General features: G+C 66.9%; 15 protein-coding genes and 1 pseudogene. 9 read left to right on the forward strand and 7 right to left on the reverse strand.

All coding sequences use genetic code 11. The features are described 5' to 3' along the window. Window positions 1–157: pseudogene (locus ACYQ1Z_RS12400) on the forward strand (lipoyl synthase); the annotation flags it as partial. Between the two features lie 79 nt (window positions 158–236). Beyond that, complete coding sequence (locus ACYQ1Z_RS12405) at window positions 237–1,550, forward strand: MFS transporter (protein ID WP_459792831.1); 1,314 nt, start codon at window positions 237–239, stop codon at window positions 1,548–1,550. Window positions 1,551–1,562: 12 nt separating this feature from the next. On the opposite strand, the gene ACYQ1Z_RS12410 is transcribed toward ACYQ1Z_RS12405, so the two are convergent. From ACYQ1Z_RS12410 to ACYQ1Z_RS12420, 3 genes are all read right to left on the reverse strand, one after another. Further along, entirely contained in the window at window positions 1,563–3,908 is a 2,346-nt protein-coding gene (locus tag ACYQ1Z_RS12410; protein ID WP_459792832.1) for a glycoside hydrolase family 65 protein, read from the reverse strand. A 132-nt stretch (window positions 3,909–4,040) separates the two neighbouring features. Beyond that, on the reverse strand, window positions 4,041–4,778 hold the full coding sequence (locus tag ACYQ1Z_RS12415) for an HAD family hydrolase (protein ID WP_459792833.1): 738 nt from the start codon (window positions 4,776–4,778) through the stop codon (window positions 4,041–4,043). A 462-nt stretch (window positions 4,779–5,240) separates the two neighbouring features. Further along, a complete protein-coding gene (locus tag ACYQ1Z_RS12420) occupies window positions 5,241–5,858 on the reverse strand; it encodes an alpha/beta hydrolase (protein WP_459792834.1) in 618 nt (205 codons plus the stop codon). Between the two features lie 179 nt (window positions 5,859–6,037). On the opposite strand from ACYQ1Z_RS12420, the gene ACYQ1Z_RS12425 reads away from it, so the two are divergent. The 5 genes from ACYQ1Z_RS12425 (at window position 6,038) to ACYQ1Z_RS12445 (ending at window position 10,735) form a co-directional block, all read left to right on the forward strand. Further along, window positions 6,038–6,295, forward strand: coding sequence for a DUF6458 family protein (locus tag ACYQ1Z_RS12425; protein WP_133349335.1), 258 nt, complete (start codon window positions 6,038–6,040; stop codon window positions 6,293–6,295). A gap of 226 nt (window positions 6,296–6,521) precedes the next feature. Next, window positions 6,522–7,328, forward strand: coding sequence for a DeoR/GlpR family DNA-binding transcription regulator (locus tag ACYQ1Z_RS12430; RefSeq protein ID WP_459792835.1), 807 nt, complete (start codon window positions 6,522–6,524; stop codon window positions 7,326–7,328). Further along, the gene (locus ACYQ1Z_RS12435; RefSeq protein WP_459792836.1) at window positions 7,325–8,317 is read left to right on the forward strand and encodes a 1-phosphofructokinase family hexose kinase; all 993 of its coding nucleotides are present in this window, start codon (window positions 7,325–7,327) and stop codon (window positions 8,315–8,317) included. Before ACYQ1Z_RS12430 ends, ACYQ1Z_RS12435 begins: the two co-directional genes overlap by 4 nt. A gap of 2 nt (window positions 8,318–8,319) precedes the next feature. Then, window positions 8,320–10,392 (forward strand): PTS fructose transporter subunit IIABC, encoded by a 2,073-nt coding sequence (locus ACYQ1Z_RS12440; protein ID WP_459792837.1) that lies wholly within the window; start codon window positions 8,320–8,322, stop codon window positions 10,390–10,392. Window positions 10,393–10,456: 64 nt separating this feature from the next. Further along, the gene (locus ACYQ1Z_RS12445) at window positions 10,457–10,735 is read left to right on the forward strand and encodes an HPr family phosphocarrier protein (RefSeq protein WP_459792838.1); all 279 of its coding nucleotides are present in this window, start codon (window positions 10,457–10,459) and stop codon (window positions 10,733–10,735) included. Window positions 10,736–10,932: 197 nt separating this feature from the next. Here ACYQ1Z_RS12445 and ACYQ1Z_RS12450 read toward each other — a convergent pair whose 3' ends face one another. The 3 genes from ACYQ1Z_RS12450 to ku form a co-directional block, all read right to left on the reverse strand. Continuing rightward, window positions 10,933–11,364 carry an SRPBCC family protein gene (locus ACYQ1Z_RS12450; protein ID WP_459792839.1) on the reverse strand — a complete coding sequence of 144 codons (432 nt, stop codon included), beginning with the start codon at window positions 11,362–11,364 and terminating at the stop codon, window positions 10,933–10,935. Then, a complete protein-coding gene (locus tag ACYQ1Z_RS12455) occupies window positions 11,364–12,209 on the reverse strand; it encodes a class I SAM-dependent methyltransferase (protein ID WP_459792840.1) in 846 nt (281 codons plus the stop codon). Before ACYQ1Z_RS12455 ends, ACYQ1Z_RS12450 begins: the two co-directional genes overlap by 1 nt. Before the next feature lie 144 nt (window positions 12,210–12,353). Further along, the gene (gene ku / locus ACYQ1Z_RS12460) at window positions 12,354–13,526 is read right to left on the reverse strand and encodes a non-homologous end joining protein Ku (RefSeq protein ID WP_459792841.1); all 1,173 of its coding nucleotides are present in this window, start codon (window positions 13,524–13,526) and stop codon (window positions 12,354–12,356) included. Window positions 13,527–13,566: 40 nt separating this feature from the next. Between ku and ACYQ1Z_RS12465 the strand changes: the two genes are divergently transcribed. Continuing rightward, the gene (locus tag ACYQ1Z_RS12465; RefSeq protein WP_459792842.1) at window positions 13,567–16,056 is read left to right on the forward strand and encodes an ATP-dependent DNA ligase; all 2,490 of its coding nucleotides are present in this window, start codon (window positions 13,567–13,569) and stop codon (window positions 16,054–16,056) included. A 143-nt stretch (window positions 16,057–16,199) separates the two neighbouring features. Here the strand turns inward: ACYQ1Z_RS12465 and ACYQ1Z_RS12470 are convergent, their stop codons facing one another. Then, window positions 16,200–16,457, reverse strand: a complete 258-nt coding sequence (locus ACYQ1Z_RS12470; protein ID WP_459792843.1) for a hypothetical protein — start codon at window positions 16,455–16,457, stop codon at window positions 16,200–16,202. Between the two features lie 580 nt (window positions 16,458–17,037). Here ACYQ1Z_RS12470 and ACYQ1Z_RS12475 point away from each other — a divergent pair. Beyond that, a complete protein-coding gene (locus ACYQ1Z_RS12475; RefSeq protein WP_459792844.1) occupies window positions 17,038–18,669 on the forward strand; it encodes an MFS transporter in 1,632 nt (543 codons plus the stop codon). Window positions 18,670–18,858 lie beyond the last annotated feature (189 nt).

Consider the following 18,858-nt stretch of genomic DNA (forward strand, 5'->3'; position numbering starts at 1 on the left):
CCCCCTGGTCCGCTCCTCCTACCGCGCCGGCCGCCTCTGGGCCACCGCCATGCGCAAAAAAGGCCGCGACATCCCCGCCGAACTCGCCCACATCGCCGAAGGCATCCAGGACTCCGGCACAACCCGCCAGGAAGCAGCCAGCCTCCTCGCCGGTTGACCCGCGCTGCCTGGCGCAAAGTTGGGGGCACCAGGCAGTCGGGTCTCTACCAACCAGGGGCGGGCTTAAACTGGGGGTTATGCCCGCCCCCAAAGCCTTGCGTCCCTTTGCCCACCGCGAGTACCGGGTACTGATCGCAGCGCTGGCCATCTCGATCTTCGGATCGGGCATGTGGGCCGTGGCCATGGTGTACCAGGTGATCAAACTGGGCGGCGGCCCGCTCGAACTCTCGCTGGTCGCGGCCGCCGGCAGCGTCGGCCTGGTCGCCTTCGTCCTGGCCGGCGGCATCGCGGCGGACCGGATTCCGCAGCGGAAATTGATCATCGCCGTCGAAGGCGCCAACCTCGCGGTCATTGCGACCATCAGCGGCCTGGCCATGACAGGCCTGCTGCAGCTCTGGCACGTCGCCGCCGGGGCTTTCGTCCTGGGCGTGGGCGCTGCCTTCTTCTTTCCCGCCTATTCGGCCATCCTGCCCCGCATCCTTCCGGCAGAAGACCTGCTGGCCGCCAACGGCATGGAAGGCACCATGCGCCCGGTGCTGCAGCAGGCCGCCGGCCCGGCAGTGGCGGGCATCCTCGTGGCGGCCCTGTCGCCGTCGCATGCCGTCACCGGCGTGGCCATGTGCCATTTGCTGGCCTTCATTGTGCTGAACTTCCTGGGCCGGCACACCCTGGCATCAACGCCCGGCGCGACTGAACACGGGGCGGAAGGTGGAGACGGTCACCCGAAATCGTCCTTCTTCCACGACCTGCGCGAGGGCGTCAGCTACACCATCCGCACGCCCTGGCTGATGTGGACGCTGATCTGGGCCTGCATCTCCGTGCTGTTCCTGATAGGGCCCATCGAGGTCCTGTTGCCGTTCGTGGTGCGCGACCAGCTGGGCGGCGACTCCAGCATGTTCGGTTTCCTCCTGGCCATCATGGGCGCGGGCGCCGCGCTGGGCTCCCTGGTCACGGCATCACTCAAGCTTCCGCGGCGCTACCTCACCGTGATGATGGTGTCCTGGGGCGTGGGCAGCCTGCCGCTGGCCGCCGTCGGCATCCTGGACAACTTCTGGCTGGTCGCCGCCGCCCTGTTCATCTGGGGCGTGACCGGCAGCGTGGGGATGGTCATCTGGGGCACGCTGCTGCAGCGCCGGGTCCCGCCGCACCTGCTTGGCCGGATCTCCAGCCTGGATTTCTTCGTCTCGCTGGCGCTGATGCCGGTATCCATGGCCCTGGCCGGGCCCGCGGCGCAGGTCCTGCCCATTTGGCTGATCTTCCTGGTGGCGGGCACGGTCTGCCCGGTCATGGCGGTTATCGCCGCCACGGTGGCCAAAATGCCCGACGACGAACTGGCCCACCCCCTCGACAGGTCACCCGGGGTGGAACAGGCGACGCCGGCGGGATCCTGAGGCGCGCGGCGCTCAGCTGTTGCCGCGCACCACGGGGATGCTCGCCGTCGGAAGTCCACTCGGGAAGACCGTGGGCTCGGGCTCGGTGACCGGTTCCAGCACCACCTGGACCGGGTCGGCGCCGACCGTGAGCAGCTGCCCGCGGACGTCAATCTCCAGCGCGTCCCCGTCCTGGACGGTCAACGTGATGGCATCAGCCGTGAGCCGGACCAGCAGCAGCCGGCCCCGGATCTTGAGGTGGAACGTCAGGCCGTCCCACTCGGCCGGCAGGCGCGGGTCGAAGTACGGCACCGGCCCCTGGTCGCGCAGGCCGGCAAACCCGCACACCAGGGAGCTCCACACCCCGCCGGTTGAAGCGATGTGCACGCCGTCGATCGTATTGCCGTGGGTGTCGTCGAGGTCGATGAACACTGCGTTGGTGAAGTGCTCGAGCGCTTCCCTGGAGTACCCCACCTCCGCGGCCATGATGCCCTGCACGCAGGCGGAAAGGGTGGAATCGCCGGTGGTGATGGGATCGTAGAAGTCGAAGGCGCGCTGCTTTTCCTCGGCGGTGAAGTCCTGCCACTGCAGGAACATCGCAAGGACCGTGTCCGCCTGTTTCAGGACCTGGTGGCGGTAGATCACCAGCGGGTGGAAGTGGAGCAGCAGCGGGTACTTCGATCGCGGCGTGGTCCAGTCCCAGGGCTCCAGGGTCATGAAGTCGTTGTCCTGGGAATGCACCTGCATCCGGTCATCGAACGGCAGCTGCATCCGGTTGGCGGCCGCCTCCCAGAGCTGGCGTTCCTCCTGCGTGATGCCGGCATGCTCCAGGGCTGCGGCGGCGCGCAGGTTAAAGCGGGCCATGACGTTGGTGTAGAGGTTGTCGTTGACCACGGCCGTGTACTCGTCCGGCCCGGTAACGCCATGGATGTGGAAGAGCCCGTCCTTGCCAAAGAAGCCGAGTGAGATCCACATGCGGGCCGTCTCGATCAGCAGCTCGGCACCCATCCCGTCGCGGAACGCCGTGTCGCCGGTTGCCCAGAGGTAGCGGTTGGTGGCGAAGGCGATGGCGGCGGCGATATGGAACTGGGCGGTTCCGGCGGCGTAATAGGCGCTGGCTTCCAGTCCGTTGATAGTGCGCCAGGGGAAGAGTGCCCCGTCGACGCTGAGTTCCTTGGCTCGGATCTTGGCTTCGGGCAGCATGCCGTGCCTGAACTCCAGGACCTGCCGGGCACCGTCCGGGTTGGTGTAGGTGAGGTACGGCAGGAGGTACACCTCCTGGTCCCAGAAGTAGTGGCCCTCATAGCCGGAGCCGGTGACGCCCTTGGCGGGAATGCCGGCAACGTCAGCCCGCGCGGTGGCCTGGGCCAGCTGGAAGAGATTCCAGCGGATGGCCTGCTGCAATTCCGGATTGCCTCCGTCCACCACGATGTCGGAGGTTGCCCAGTAGCTGCGGTAGTGCGCCTCGCTCTCCGCGAAGATGTCCTGGACTGGGCGAAGCCCCGCTTCTGCAACCTCGGCCGCGTCGGTCTCCGGGTCCTGGACTGCAGCACCCGCCGCGTAGCTGACGCTTTTTTCCAGGGTGAACGGCTGCTCCGCGCCCACGGCAAGGACGTAGCGGACGGTGCTGTCGTCCTGGTCCACCTGGGTCTCGAAGGGCTGGTAGCCGGCCGAGGTCCAGTGGTCCACGGCAATGCCTACGCGCTGCTTCGATTCGGCTGCCTCCCAGGCAAGGCGGAGCGAGCCGTCGCCGCCGTCGAGCCGCAAGGGCAGCAGCACCCGGCCTGCGTGGCGGCCGGCGCGGCGCGGATCGTGCACCGAGTGGTCCTCCACAGGCTGGTCCTGGCGGTTGATGACTGACGACGTCACGTCCAGTGAGACGTCGCGGTCCGTGGCCACCTCGAGCGAGATTCCCAGGCTGCCCCGGGAGGCGAAGCCCACCGCGCGGCGTTCGGTGGTGGTAACGACTGCGCCGGAGCGGCACTGCCAGGTGATCCTGCACTCGTAGATGCCGGTGGAGAAGTCGACCGACCGGCGGTAGTCGAGCACCTCGGATTCGGCCAGGCTCAAGGCCTCGCCGTCCACCACCACAGTGAAGTTGTTCGCGTCCGGGATGTAAAGGATGCGCTGCCCGGTCCGGGCGAAGCCGAAGGCGTTCTCGGCGTGCTTGATGTCCCAGATCTCGTGGAGGCCGTTAATGAAGCTGCCCGGCAGCTCGGAGTCCGCGGCGGCCCAATGCGAGCCGCGGATGCCGAGGTGTCCGTTGCCCAGGGCGAAAAGCGTCTCCAGGGTTCCGGCGTTCCCCGGCTCGTGGCGTGCCTCAACGAGCTGCCAGGGGGTGTTCGGAAACCGTGCACGGTCCGCGGTGATGAGTGCCATGGTGTTGGGGTCCTTTTGGCGTGTGCTGTGCTGCCGGATATACCGGCGCAAGGTATTCGTAGGGGGCGTGGTAGGTGGATGGCTGCCGTGGGGGTCCAACAGCCTGGGCCGCCCGGGGAAGGCGGCCCGCGGTCAGGGCAGCAGTTCCTGGAGGTCGGAAACCACCAGCGTTGCCCCGGCTTCGAGCAGTGCCTGCTTCCCGGCGCCGCGGTCCACCCCGATCACGGAGTGGAACGAGCCGGCCTGCCCGGCCTGGACACCCGAGACTGCGTCCTCCACCACCACGCATTCCTCGCTGGGCAGTCCCAGCAGCTTGGCCGCGTATTCGTAGGTGGCGGGGCTGGGCTTTCCGGGCAGGCCCTCCCGGGCGGCCAGGACGCCATCCACAACAATGGGGAAGTTGTGGCTGAGTCCGGCGGCCTTCAGGACCGCGGGTGCGTTCCGCGAGGAGGAGACGACGGCGACCTTCAGTCCGCGCTCCAGCACGGCTTTGAGGAAACGCACCGAGCCTTCGAAGGGTTCGACGCCGGCGCTGACGATCTCGTTGAAGATCCGGTTCTTGCGGTTGCCCAGGCCCTGGACGGTGGAGTTCGCCGGGTCGTCGTCGAGGGGCCCCTCGGGAAGCTCGATGCCACGGGAGGCCAGGAAGTCACGGACGCCGTCGAAGCGGGGCTTGCCGTCGATGTGGTCGAAGTAGTCGCTTTCGCGGTATGCGGCGACGCCGGGCTGCGTGGCAAGATACCCGTCGAACAGTTCCTGCCAGGCCTGCTCGTGGACGGTGGCGGTGGGGGTGAGGACACCGTCCAGGTCGAAGAGGATGGCGGAAGCGCTCGTCCAGGCGGCGGTTTCTGTTGTGGAAGATGCAGTCATCAGCAGGTTGTCCTTTCAGACGGCGGGCAGCCGTGAAGACGGGGTGCTTGGGGTGGTGTGTGGCTTCGGTGCCCGGGGTACCGCAGGATGCAGGACGCGCTGGCCGGCATCAGAGGTTGCGGCGCGCGGGGATCAGCTGCTCCTGGTACGTCTTCCATCATGTGCCTGTTGCCGTGCGGGGACAACCTGGCGGTCCCGCCGGCGGGGTTTCCCTGCCGCCGGAGGAAGCGTACTGGGCGTGCGGAAGGCCACGGGCCTGGCCGGAGCACCCGGTCTGCATCGCACTGGCCTCCTCATCCGCCCAGTTCAGGGGCCGCAACACGGCCGAAGATGAGTGTAAGCGCTTACAAATTTGACTGGCAACTGTTTTTTCGAACCTGTGGATGAGCGGCCCAATGTGACGGATTTCATTCCTCGACGCGGCCGCCCGAAGGCCGCCCGCGACGTTTTGCCCATGAGGCTTCAGCGCAGGACGTAATGGCGAAGGAATGCACTGACATCCACCATCTCCGGCTTGGACATGGCGTGCCCCATCCCGGGGTAGGTCCGGCTGGTCAGGAGCGTGTTCTTCTCGAGCCAGTCCGCCGTGTAGGCGATGGCATCGTCGTTGATGATCAGGTCCGACTTGTCCCGGCCCCAGAAGAACGGCGGTTTGGAGTCGAAGGAGTCGGTCAGGGCCAGGAGCTCGTTGTTCAGGACAAACCCGGACAGCCCGACCACTGAGGCGTAGTCCTGCGGATGAAGACGCAGCAGCGTGCTCGCCATGGCCATGCCCTGGGAGTAGCCCAGGAGGCTGACGCTGGTGTGCTGTTTCCTGACCGAGGCCACCCATGCGTGGACAGAATTGGTGGCCGAGATTACATCGGCAAAGTCGTTCACCAGGAAGTAGTCCAGCAGGAACCAGCCGTAGTGGTCGCCGATGGCCATCGGCGCCCGCAGCGCGGCGCAGGTGAACTCGGCGGGCAGGTACTCAAAGAGGCGGACCATCCGGGATTCGTCCGTCCCGTAGCCGTGCATCATCACCAGCAACGGGGTGCCTGCGCGCTGGTCCTCAGGCTTCGACCACACCACTGTTTCCATTCGGCCAGCCTAGCCGTGGCGCCCCCAGGCAACGACTCGGCAACATTCATTGAATCGGATAGAGCCGCGCTGTAGCGTGGCGCCTAACACGCAGCATGCTTACCAAAAGTCATAGCGCACCACCGTTCCAGCAAGGCCCCACCGCAGCCGCAGCACCCGCGGCCAACCAAGGAGCAAAAATGAGAATCGGTTCGTCAATTTTCCTCATCGCCCTCGGCGCCATCCTGGCCTGGGCCGTGGCCCCGGGCCTGATCCCGTTCGTGGACCAGGTGCTTATCGGATACATCCTGATGGCCGTCGGCGTGATCGGCCTGATTGCCTCGCTCATCCTGGCCTCGCCGGGCCGGAGCCGCCGAGTCAGTGAAACCCGCTCCGTCGTGGACCCGAACACGGGCGAGCGCATTACCCGTAACGAAAGCCGCGACGGCGGACTCTGATTCCGGCGTCGGAACCAATGGCAGTGCAGAAGCTGCCCTGCCACCCGGAAAAAGCCGGGCCGGACCACCGCGGTCCGGCCCGGCTTTGTTTCGTGTGGGTTTCCATTGACAAACCAACATAAGCAAAGATAAAGTCAAGTAACTCAACATCATGTGATGCCAGTCACGGAAATCCGCCCCGGCATCAGGGCCCACAGCACCAGCAAACCTACGCAACGGAGGGTACGTGTTCGCCGAGGAGCGCCAGCAGAAGATTGCCGAGCTTGTTGCCGGCAGCGGCCGGGTCAGCGTGACCCATCTGGCCGAGCGCTTCCGCATCACCACCGAAACCGTCCGCCGGGACCTTGCCACCCTGGAAACCGCGGGAACAGTCCGCCGCGTCCATGGCGGCGCTGTGGCCGCCGACCGCTTGAGCACCACGGAGGAAAGCGTCACCGAGCGGGCCATCCAGCGGCCGGACCAGAAGATCCGGATCGCCGAAGCCGCGCTGGCCCTGATCCCCCGGAACAAACCGGGCAGCGTCCTGATCGACGGCGGCACCACCACCGAGGTCCTCGCCGACATGCTCTCCCGGCGCAGCGCCGTCGAACCGGCCGACGGGACCCAGCCACCGGCGGAACTTGTGGTCATCACCCACGCCGTCCCGATCGCCGGCAAGCTCTCCAACGTGCCGGGGATAGCCCTGGACGTGCTGGGCGGCCGGGTCCGCGGCATCACCCAGGTGGCCGTGGGCCAGGCGACCGTGGACGCCGCACACCGGCTGCGCCCCGATATCGCCTTCGTGGGCACCAACGGCATCCATGCAGGCTTTGGCCTCAGCACTCCCGATCCTGAAGAAGCCGCCGTCAAGGCAGCCTTCGTCCAATCGGCCCGCCGCATCGTGGTGCTGGCCGATTCCTCCAAGCTGGACACGGAAACCCTGGTCCAGTTCGCCTCCCTGAAAGATCTGGACACCTTGATTACAGACAGCGAACCCGGCCCCGAACTGGCAGCCGCCTTGAAAGAGGCCGACGTTGACGTGGTGGTCGCATGATCGTCACCTTCACGGCCAACCCCAGCCTGGACCGCACCGTCGCCCTGCCGGGCCCGCTGCTGCGCGGCGAAGTGCAGCGCGCCGTCTCGGTAACGCAGGAATCCGGCGGCAAGGGCGTCAACGTCTCCCGGGCGCTCGTAGCCTCCGGCCTGGAGTCCCTGGCCGTCCTTCCCGGGGCGGACAGCGACCCCGTCCTGGCCGGCCTGCGCGCAACCTCCGTGCCGTTCGTTTCCCTGCCCATCGACGAGCCGCTGCGCACCAACGTTGCCCTCACCGAGCCCGGCGGGGTGACCACCAAGGTCAACGAACCCGGCCCCATGCTGGACGACAACCAGCAGGAGGCGTTGATCAAGCTCCTGCTGGAAAGCTCACGCGGCGCCAGCTGGGTAGTCCTGGCCGGCTCGCTGCCGCCGGGGTTCCCCGCGGATTTCTACGCGACGGCGGCCCGCCGCCTGCGTTCAGCTGCCGACGGCGGCTCTGCGGCATGGACGCCGCTGATCGCTGTCGACTCGTCCGGCCAGCCGCTTGCCGCCGCCCTCACCGGCGGCGCCGAGGGCATGCCGGACCTTTTGAAGCCCAACGCCGAGGAACTGGCGGAACTGGCTGCTGCAGCCGGGTTCGCCACTGCCGCAGCGGACGACCTGGAAGCGGACCCGGCGGCTGCCGCCGAGGCCGCATCCGCCGTCGTGCGTTCCGGTGTGGGTGCTGTGCTGGCAACTCTCGGTTCCAAGGGAGCTGTCCTCGTTACGGCCGACGGCGCGTGGCTGGCCACGCATCCGCCGGTCGCCGCAGTGAGCACGGTGGGCGCGGGAGACTCCGCCCTGGCCGGCTACCTGCTCGCCCACGGCAGGGGCGCCGCCCCGGCCGACTGCCTGCGTCAGGCGGTGGCCCATGGTGCCGCCGCCGCCTCCCTGCCCGGTTCAACGGTTCCGGCAGTGCACCAAACCACCCCGGATGCCGTAACCATCACGGCCCTTCGAAAGGATTGACAGTGACTCAGCTCATCACCACGAAACTGGTCGAGCTCGACCGGAACCTGGGCAACGACCCCGAGTCGGTGATCCGGCACCTGGCAAGCAAGGTTGCTGCCACCGGACGCGCAACCGAGGTGGAAGGCCTTTTTGCCGACGCCTACGCCCGCGAACAGAAGACCGCCACCGGCATCCCCGGCGGCATCGCCATCCCGCACTGCCGCTCCGCCGCTGTCACCGAGCCCACCCTGGCCATGGCCCGGCTGGACCCGAAGGTGGACTTCGGCGCCAAGGACGGCCCTGCAGACCTGATCTTCTTCATCGCCGCCCCGGACGGCGCGGACCAGGAGCACCTGAAGCTGCTGTCCAAGCTCGCCCGCTCCCTCATCAAGAAGGACTTCACCGCAGCCCTCCGCGGTGCCACCAGCGAGGCTGAAATCGTTGAGCTGGTGGACGGCGCCCTCGCCGACAAGCCCGCCGCGCACGCTGCCGCGGCCCCGGCGTCCGCTTCTGCCGGCGCTGCTGCCGGTGCTTCAGCCGGTCCCGCCTCCGGCGCCTCGGCTGTGGCTGCCTCCGGGGACGGCGCCGGCCACACCGGACCCAAGCGTCTGGTTGCCGTCACGGCCTGCCCCACCGGCATCGCCCACACCTACATGGCCGCCGACTCCCTGGTGGCCGCAGCCAAGGAAGCCGGCGTCGACCTGCAGGTCGAAACCCAGGGTTCCTCCGGCGCCAAGGCACTGGACCCGGCCGTCATCGCCGCAGCCGACGCCGTGATCTTCGCCGTCGACGTGGACGTCCGCGGCAAGGAGCGCTTTGCCGGCAAGCCCGTCATCAACGCCCCCGTCAAGCGCGGCATCGACGAGCCCGCCAAGATGGTCCAGGAAGCACTGGCCGCAGCCACCGACCCCCACGCCCGCCGGGTCCCGCACTTCGGTGCCGAGGAGCAGGCCGAGCAGGCTGAGGCGGAGAAGGGCGAGCACATCGGCCAGAAGCTGAAGAGGGCCCTGCTCACCGGTGTCAGCTACATGATCCCCTTTGTTGCCGGCGGCGGCCTCCTGATCGCCCTGGGCTTCCTGCTCGGCGGCTACGACATCACCGACGTCGCGGACAAGGTGGTGCTGGAAAACAGCTTCGGCAACCTGCCTGAAGGCGGACTCGCCGCGTACCTTGGCGCTGTCTTCTTCAAGATCGGCGCCCTGTCCATGGGCTTCCTGGTTCCCGCCCTGGCGGGTTACATCGCTTACGCCATCGCCGACCGTCCGGGCATCGCCCCCGGTTTCGTGTCCGGTGCCGTGGCTGGCTTCATGGGCGCCGGGTTCCTCGGCGGCATCGTGGGCGGCCTGCTGGCCGGTTACATCGCACACCTGATCGGCACGTGGCAGGTCCCGAGGTGGCTGCGCGGCCTGATGCCGGTAGTGATCATCCCGCTGCTTGCCTCCATCGTGGCCTCCGGCCTCATGTTCCTGGTCCTCGGCGGACCCATCGCCGGGCTCACCACCGCCCTCAACGGCTGGCTGTCCGGCATGACCGGCGCATCCGCCGTCGTCCTCGGGATCATCCTGGGCCTCATGATGTGCTTTGACCTCGGCGGCCCGGTCAACAAGGTCGCTTACGCGTTCGCCGTCGCCGGCCTGGGTGCAGGCAGCCTTGACAACCAGGCGCCGTGGCAGATCATGGCCACCGTGATGGCCGCGGGCATGGTCCCGCCGCTTGCCATGGCCTTGGCCACCGTCCTGGACAAGAAGCTGTTCAGCCTGGCAGAGCGTGAAAACGGCAAGGCCGCCTGGCTGCTGGGAGCCTCCTTCATCTCCGAAGGGGCCATCCCGTTCGCCGCTGCCGACCCGCTGCGCGTCATCCCCGCCAGCATGATCGGCGGCGCCCTCACCGGCGCGCTGACCATGGCGTTTGGGGTCACGTCGCAGGCACCCCACGGCGGGATCTTCGTGTTCTTCGCCATCGGCAACGTGGTGATGTTCATCATTTCGATCATCGCCGGCGCCGTCGTCAGCGCCCTTGCGGTCATCGCCCTGAAGCGCTGGGCAGCCCCCAAGACCACTGCTACGGTGGAAACCGTTCCAGCAACGGTCTGACCCGGTCCACCACACCACCTACCCGGCACTGAACCACAGCCAGCCGAGAGACAAAGGAGCAACAATGCCAGAACGCACCGCAACCGTCGCCAGCCGCGTTGGCCTGCACGCCCGCCCCGCCGCCATCTTCGCCGAAGCGGCTGGAGAGTTCGACCTGGACATCACCATCGCCCGCGAAGGTGAGCCCGCCGACGAGGCCATGGATGCGGCCAGCATTCTGTCCCTCATGAGCCTGGGCGCCTCACACGGCGACGTGGTGGTCCTCCGCGCTGAGGGCGACGGCGCCGACGTTGCGCTGGACCGCCTGGTCCAGATCCTGGAAACGGACCACGACGCGGAGTAACCGGCGCGGCGCCAAGCGGCGCAGTTAACGCAAGCAGCCGCCGTCGGACCTTCCCTTCCTTGGGAAAGGCCCGACGGCGGCTGCCGCACTTAAGTGCCCGGTCCACCTCCCCTGCCCTTCACCCAACTAGCTGGCAGTAGTTGTCGTTTTGAGCGCCCAAAACGACAACTACTGCTGCCTAGTTGGGGAGGGAGGGGTCACGGGCGTTCCGCGATGGCCTTCACATCCGCGACGAGCTTGTCCCACATGCCCTGCGAATGCTGCGCCGCTTCCTCGGTGGCATTGTTGTCCTGAGACAGGGTGAGCCGCGTGCTGGCGTCCTGCTCCTCGAGGGTCCAGGTGAGCGTGTGGTAGTTCTCCGGGATGTCCTCATCCCCGCTGAGGGCGCTGAAGTGGGTGTGCACCAGCCGCTGGCCCGGTTCCACCTCCCGGATGAAGCCCTTGTCCTCGTAGGGTTTCCCCTCCCATTCACCGCGCCAGACAATCGGCCCGCCCTCCGTCCAGTCCGTCACGACGTCAGCCCCAAACATAAACTCCTTCACGGCGGCGGGATCGGTGATGACCTTCCAGACCCGGCTGGCAGGCGCGTTGATGGCAATCGACGACGTTGCCACATAACCACCGGCCATCACTGTGCCTTCTTCGCCGTAAACAGCAGGTATTCCCACTCCATCTGGAACGGCGAGTCGCCGTGCGCGTCGCCGAAGGAATCCGCCAGTTCGGTAAGCGCTGCATCCAGTTCTTTGGCTTTGCCCGCATCCTCCCCGATGAACTTGTAGACCGAGATGGTGGGCCCGTAGTGGGACTTGAAATAGCGCACAAAGTCGGCCGGCTGGTGGAAGCTCCGCACGGCCAGGGTTTGCTTGCGGGCCTTGCCATCGGTGATCCGGTCCCCCAGCAGTTCCCTGACATGGTCCTCGCTCCCCCACAGCGGTCCGGGCTGCGCCCCCGGCGGGGGCGGCGGCGCGAAGGGCTTCATGGTGGCGAACATCCGGCCAATGAACCCTTCCGGCGTCCAGTTCAGGAGTCCTATGCTGCCGCCGGGCCTGCAGACCCGCAGGAGTTCGTCCGCGGTTGTCTGGTGCCGGGGAGCGAACATCACGCCCAGGCAGGACATCACGACGTCGAACTCGGCGTCGCCGAACGGCAGGGCCTCGGCGTCGGCCTCCTGCCAGTCCAGGCTGACGCCACGGTTGGCTGCTTCCCGGCGGCCCGCTTCGAAAAGTTCGGGAGTGAGGTCGCTGGCCACCACTTTGGCGCCCATCATCGCAGCGGGAATTGCAGCGTTCCCCGATCCGGCCGCCACGTCCAGCACCCTGTGGCGGGACGTGACGCCGCAGGCTTCCACCAGGATGGCACCGAGTTCCAGGAGCATTTCATCGGCGAGCGCGGGGTAGTCCCCTGAGGCCCACATGGCCCGGTGTTTTTGCTTGAGTACCCGGTCCGCTTCTGCCGCATCCGTTTGGTCGTTCATTGTCCGCGCTCCTCACAGGTCCGTTGGAGTGTCAGCACGCTGCGGGGGCACAGCGGTGGCTGCGATGCGACTCATTGTGGACGCGCCCGCCCCGGGTGTAAAGAGGACCAGTGTAAAGGTGGCGGCACTCTCCAGGTCCACCGGTCAGGCGGGCTTGCGCGCCCTGGTTGTGGACTTGGCAGCCGGCTTCGCGGCCTCCTTGCCGGCCGCCGTCTTGCTGGCTGCACTCTTGGTCCCCGCAGACTTGGCCGCGGTTGTCTTGGAGGCCGTGGACTTCGACGCCGTTGTTTTGGAAGCAGTGGTCTTTGATGCTGTGGTCTTGGAAGCAGCGGATTTCGCGGACGTGCCGGAACCGGTGGACTTCGACCCGCCGGACGCCGCGGCCTTTGTCCCGGTGGATTTGGCAGGGGTCGATTTGGCCGCGGTCGACCTCGTCCCCGAAGCCTTGCGCGCGGGCTTGGCGGGTTCCTCCTCCGTGTCCTCTTCCTCCCCGTCCGTGGCATCGGAAGAGGCCGCGACGGCGGATCCACCGCCGCGCTTCTTGTCCAGGCTCCGCTTCAGCGCCTCCATGAGGTCGATGACTTCGCCCTTGCCGCCTTCACCGGCCTCCACGCCGAAGGTTTCATCCGTGTCCAGGGACTCGCCCTGCTCCAGTTTCGCATCGATGAGTGTCCGCAGCTGGACCTGGTAGTCGTCCGTGAAGGTGTCCGGCTCGAAGTCCGCGGCCATGGACTCCACCAGCGCGGCGGACATCTCGCGTTCCTGCGGCGAGATCTTGATGGAGGCGTCCAGTGCGGGGAAGTTGGCCTCCCGCACCTCGTCCGGCCATAGCAGGGACTGCAGCACCAGGACGTCGTCCTTGATGCGCAGGGCGCCCAGCCGGGTCTTCTCCCGCAGCGCGAACTGCACAATGGCCACCCGGTCCGTGTCCTCAAGGGCACGGCGCAGCAGCACATAAGCCTTGGGCGACTTGGAGTCCGGTTCCAGGTAGTAGCTCTTCTCGAACATCATCGGCTCGAGCTGCTCAGACGGCACAAACTGCACCACTTCGATCTCGTGGCTGTTTTCCGCGGGGATCGCTTTCAGCTCATCCTTGGTGAGGATCACCGTCCGGCCGTCCTCCTCGAAGGCCTTTTCGATATCCGAGTAGTCGATGACCTGCGAGCACACCTCGCACCGGCGCTGGTAGCGGATCCTTCCGCCGTCTGCGTTGTGAACCTGGTGCAGACTGATGTCATGATCCTCTGTGGCGCTGTAGACCTTGACGGGCACGTTGACCAGCCCAAACGCGATGGCACCTTTCCAGATGGCTCTCATTCCTCCAGTCAACAGCACGCCGGGCCGGAGGTGAAGCCCCATGGCCGGTAAGGAACGTGTCCGTGTTGCCGGACGGGAGCTGACCCTGACGAATCTGGACAAAATCATCTACCCGCAGACCGGAACCACCAAGGCCGATGTCCTGGCCTACTACGCGGCCGTGGCCCATGTCCTGATCCCCGCGGCCGCCAACCGGCCCGCCACCCGCAAGCGGTGGGTGAACGGCGTGGGCACCCAGGAAAAACCCGGTGAAGTCTTCTTCCAGAAGAACCTGGAGGACTCCGCACCTGGGTGGCTCCCCCGCGCTGCCATCACCCACAAGGACCGCACCATCCACTACCCGATGGTCAACGACGCAGCCACGCTCACCTGGTTCGGGCAGATCAACTCGCTGGAAATCCACGTGCCGCAATGGCAGGTCGATTCGCACGGCAACCAGTTGAACCCGGACCGGCTGGTCTTGGACCTCGATCCCGGCGAAGGCGCCGGGCTGCCCGAATGCCGGGAAGTGGCGCTGCTCGCCCGCGCCATCCTGCAGGATGTTGGCCTTGACCCGGTGCCCGTGACCAGCGGCAGCAAGGGCATCCACCTGTACGCGGCCCTGGACCGCAGCCAGACCTCGGACCAGATCTCCGCGTTCGCCCGCGAACTGGCGCGCGCCCTGGAGTCAGACCACCCGGACCTTGCCGTCAGTGATATGAAGAAGACCCTCCGCAGGGGCAAGGTGCTGGTGGACTGGAGCCAGAACAACGCCGCCAAGACCACCATCGTGCCCTACTCCCTGCGCGGCCGCCCCACCCCCATGGTCGCCGTGCCACGCACCTGGCGGGAGATTAGCTCCAGCCGGCTGAAGCACCTCGACTACCAGGAAGTCATGCGGCGGGTGCGTGACGGCAAGGACCCGTTTGCCGCCGTCGTCAAGGCTTCAGGCGGTAACCCGCAGCCGGGCGAAAACGCCCATGAGGACGCCAACCCGCGCCTGGCGCAATACCGTTCCATGCGGGACCCGAAAGCTACACCGGAACCCTTCAGCGGCCTGCCCCGCGGCGGCGACTCGTTCGTGATCCAGGAACACCACGCCAGCCGGCTGCACTGGGACCTCCGGCTGGAGCACGAGGGTGTCCTGGCGTCCTGGGCGCTGCCCAAGGGCGTGCCCGAGTCCGGCGGGAAGAACCACCTGGCTGTGCAGACCGAGGACCACCCCATGGACTATCTCACGTTCCACGGCACCATCCCCAAGGGCGAGTACGGCGCCGGCGACATGACCATCTGGGACACCGGGACCTACGAGCTGCACAAGTGGATCAACGGCAAGGAAGTCATTGTCACCCTGACGGGCTCGGAGGGCGGCGGCCTGGGCGGTACCAAAAAGGTCGCACTGATCCATACCGGCCGCGGGCAGGGCAGGGACGCCGAAAACCAGTGGCTTATCCACCTGATGGACAAGGAACCCCAGGGCGGACGACGGCGGCACGCGCCTTTGCCGGCTGAACCTGCCGGAGGTGCCGGACCAGCGGAGCCTCCGGCTGGTCCCGATCACGCCGCGCGGCCGGGGACGGCCGCCTCCCCCGCCCCCGAAGAATTCCCGCCCATGATGGCCACCGCAGGCGACATCGCTGACCTGCAGGGCAGCAACTGGCAGTTCGAACTCAAGTGGGACGGTGTCCGGGCCATCATGGTTGCGGACGAATCCAGGGTGCGCATCTTCAGCCGCAACGGAAACGACGTCACCAAAACCTACCCGGAGCTGACCGACCGGTCCTGCTGGCCGGAACAGCCGTTCGTCGCCGACGGCGAGATCATCGCCATCGGCGCCGCCGGAAGGCCGGACTTTGGCCTACTGCAGGGGCGCATGAAGCTGACCCGGCCCGCCGACGTCGCCCGTGCCCGCAAAGCCATCCCCGTCCGGCTGGTCCTTTTCGACCTGCTGTACGACGGCGGCACGGACCTGCGGCGGTTCCCGCTCAGTCAGCGGCGGCAGCGGCTGGAGCGGTTCCACCAGCCTTCGGAATGCCCCGTGGACCTCTCCATGGTGCTGGACGACCCCGTGGAACACATCATGGACAGCGCGCAGGAGCTTGGGCTCGAAGGCGTTATGGCCAAACGGACGGACAGCAGGTACGTGAGCGGCCAACGGACCCGCACGTGGATCAAGCTGAAGACCGAGCGGACCCAGGAAGTGGTGGTCGGCGGCTGGCGTCCGGGGAAGGGCGGCCGCGAGGAAACTGTGGGATCGCTGCTGGTGGGTATCCCGGACGGCGACAGACTGCAGTACGTGGGCCGGGTGGGCAGCGGGTTCAGCGCCAGGGAGCTTGCGGAACTCCGGCAGACTGTCGACCGGCTGGCCCGGAAAACGTCCCCGTTCCACGACGTTCCGCGGCCCGATTCGGCGGACGCGCACTGGGTGACACCGCAACTCGTGGGTGAGGTGACCTACAGCGAGTGGACCGGCCCCGGGCGGCTGCGGCATCCGCGCTGGCGCGGCTGGCGGCTGGACAAGGACCCCTCCGAGGTGGTGCGCGAGGCCTGAGCGCCCTGGCCGGGGTTCCCCATCTTCGACGTTCCTGCTCACCGGCGACACACAAATTCCCTGGCGCGGCCCGGATATGGGGACGCCCAGGGAATTTGCGTGTCGATGACGATAGCGGCCGACCACACGTGGCGGCCGCGGGCTTACGAGGAGTGCGGCATCTGAGGCCGGCTGGTGCGGTGCACAGCCGTAACCGCGGCTTCATGCCCCATCCGGCCGCCGGCGGAGCCGCGCTCCTTCGGGTGCCGCCGTTTACCGTTGCCGTCCGGCCAGGCGTTCTGCTGCGGCATGCCGGCAGCCTGCATGGGGGCCGGGCCGGGCAGGTCGGCGTTCTTCATTGCTGCCGTGAGGTGGTCCATAACCTCGGGCTTGATGGATGGTTTACGGGTTTCGTCAGCCATTGTTCTTCCTTTCTGCGGACGAAGTCCTGCGGGAAACCGCCAGTGCCGGTGGTGCGCTGGAGACCTGCGGACTCTTCTGAAGGCCCGCCTGCAGCGGGCTTATGGCATCGCGGGTAAGGCTCAGGCCGCCGGCTGTCCAGCGCGGCGGGTCTGCCTACTCAAAAAGAAGGATTTCCATTCGTCAACCATAGGCACCGCGCCCCCGCCTGGGAACCCCCGGCGGGGGTGAAAAAGACGTCCGACGGCGGCACCCACCGAGGTGCCGGGATTACCGACAACGCGGCCCGACTGATATATGGCGCCGGTCACGTTCCCGCGCTGAATGCCGGTGAAATCCGCCCGGTTACCCGCTTTGCAGAAAAAGATTCGGTAACGATGGTCACAGCGTCCACCCTTCCCAGTGATGGCGCGGGAAAACCGGGAAAACAGGCAGCGGAAACCGGGCCGAAAACGGTGCCAAAAACCTCGATCGTACGGCATTCCGGAGGCGCACGCCATCAGATTCCCGTAAAATTGATGGCCTGCCCGGAGCGGGGCAGCTACAAGTCGCAAGCAAATGACCTCCACAGGAGTTGCCCAAATGCCCACAGACAGAAGCATGACCGACTCTTCAGCAGGCGCCAGGAACGCCAGCGGAACCGACCAGACCGCCGTCAAGGCTGCCAAAAAACCACGCCTGCTGCCGCGCCGCCGGCTCAAGGAATCCGACGTCAACGTCGTTGACCAGCCGATGCTCAAGAAGGCACTCGGCGGAACCATTGTCGGCAACACCATGGAGTGGTACGACGTAGGCGTCTTCGGCTACCTCATCACCACCATGGGACCGGTCTTCCTCCCGGAATCGGACCCCACCACGCAGACGCTGTTCCTGCTGGGAACCTTCGCCGCCACCTTCATCGCCCGCCCGCTCGGCGGAGTGGTGTTCGGCTGGATGGGCGACAAGATGGGCCGGCAGAAGATCCTGGCCGCCACCCTTATGCTGATGGCTGCCAGCACCTTCGCCATCGGCCTGCTTCCCGGCTATGCCCAGATTGGGCTGTGGGCCGCGGGCCTGCTGGTGCTGCTCAAGATCATCCAGGGCTTCTCCACCGGTGGCGAGTATGCCGGCGCCACCACGTTCGTCAGCGAGTACGCCCCGGACAAGCGCCGCGGCTTCTTCGCCAGCTTCCTGGACATGGGCAGCTACCTGGGCTTCGCCCTGGGTGCAGCACTCGTCTCCGCCCTCCAGCTCACCCTGGGGCAGGCCGCCATGGAGGAGTGGGGCTGGCGGATTCCGTTCCTGATTGCCGGTCCGCTGGGCCTGGTGGCCGTCTACTTCCGTAGCAAGATCGAGGAATCCCCCCAGTTCCAGGCCACGCTGGACGCCCAGGAGGACATCGCCAAGAACGCGACCGCCTCCGATGCGGCAGCAGCCAAGGGCCCCGTGGGGATTGTCAAGGCCTACTGGCGCTCCCTGATCGTGGCGATGATCCTTGTGGCCGCCGCCAATACTGCCGGCTACGCCCTGACCTCCTACATGCCCACCTACCTCACCGAGTCCAAGGGCTATGACGAGGTCCACGGCACCCTGCTGACCATTCCCGTGCTGGTGGCCATGAGCCTCTGCATTCCGCTGACGGGCAAGCTCTCCGACCGCATCGGGCGCCGCCCGGTCCTGTGGATCGGTGCCCTGAGCACCGTCATCCTGGCCGCGCCGGCCTTTATGCTGATCGGCATCGGCGCTGTCTGGTCCACGCTGGCGGGCCTGGCCCTGATTGCGTTCCCGGTGACGTTCTACGTGGCCAACCTTGCTTCGGCCCTGCCGGCCCAGTTCCCCACGTCCAGCCGCTACGGTGCCATGGGCATCGCCTACAACTTCTCCGTGGCGATCTTCGGCGGTACCACCCCGTTCATCGTGGCAGCCCTGATCAACGCCACGGGCAACGACATGATGCCTGCCTACTACCTGATGGGCACGTCCCTGGTGGGTGCCGTTGCCATCTACTTCCTTAAGGAATCGGCGCAGCGCCCGCTGCCGGGCTCCATGCCCAGCGTGGACACCCAGGCAGAGGCCAGGGAACTGGTGGCCACCCAGGACGAGAACCCGCTGATCGACCTGGACGAGCTTCCCTTCGAGGCGCAGGACATCCAGGATGCACTTGCCGAAGGCAAAAACCCGGCCAAGGATGGCGCCGGGGACGGCAAGCAAGGCAAGGTCCCGGCCGGAGTCTGACCGCCGCGGACCGGACCCTTCCGGCAGGACCCTCCGGTTCAGGCACTTCTTGTAGCCCGCGCTTCCAGACCCGCCCTGCCTGCTTCCTTGGGGGAAGCAGGCAGGGCGGGTCCTTGCCGTTCCGGGCGGCCCAACACCCGGCATGACACTGTGTGAACGCCCGCCGCCGAAGGATATGACTGGGCAGCG

This window comes from Arthrobacter sp. AD-310, from assembly GCF_054656615.1.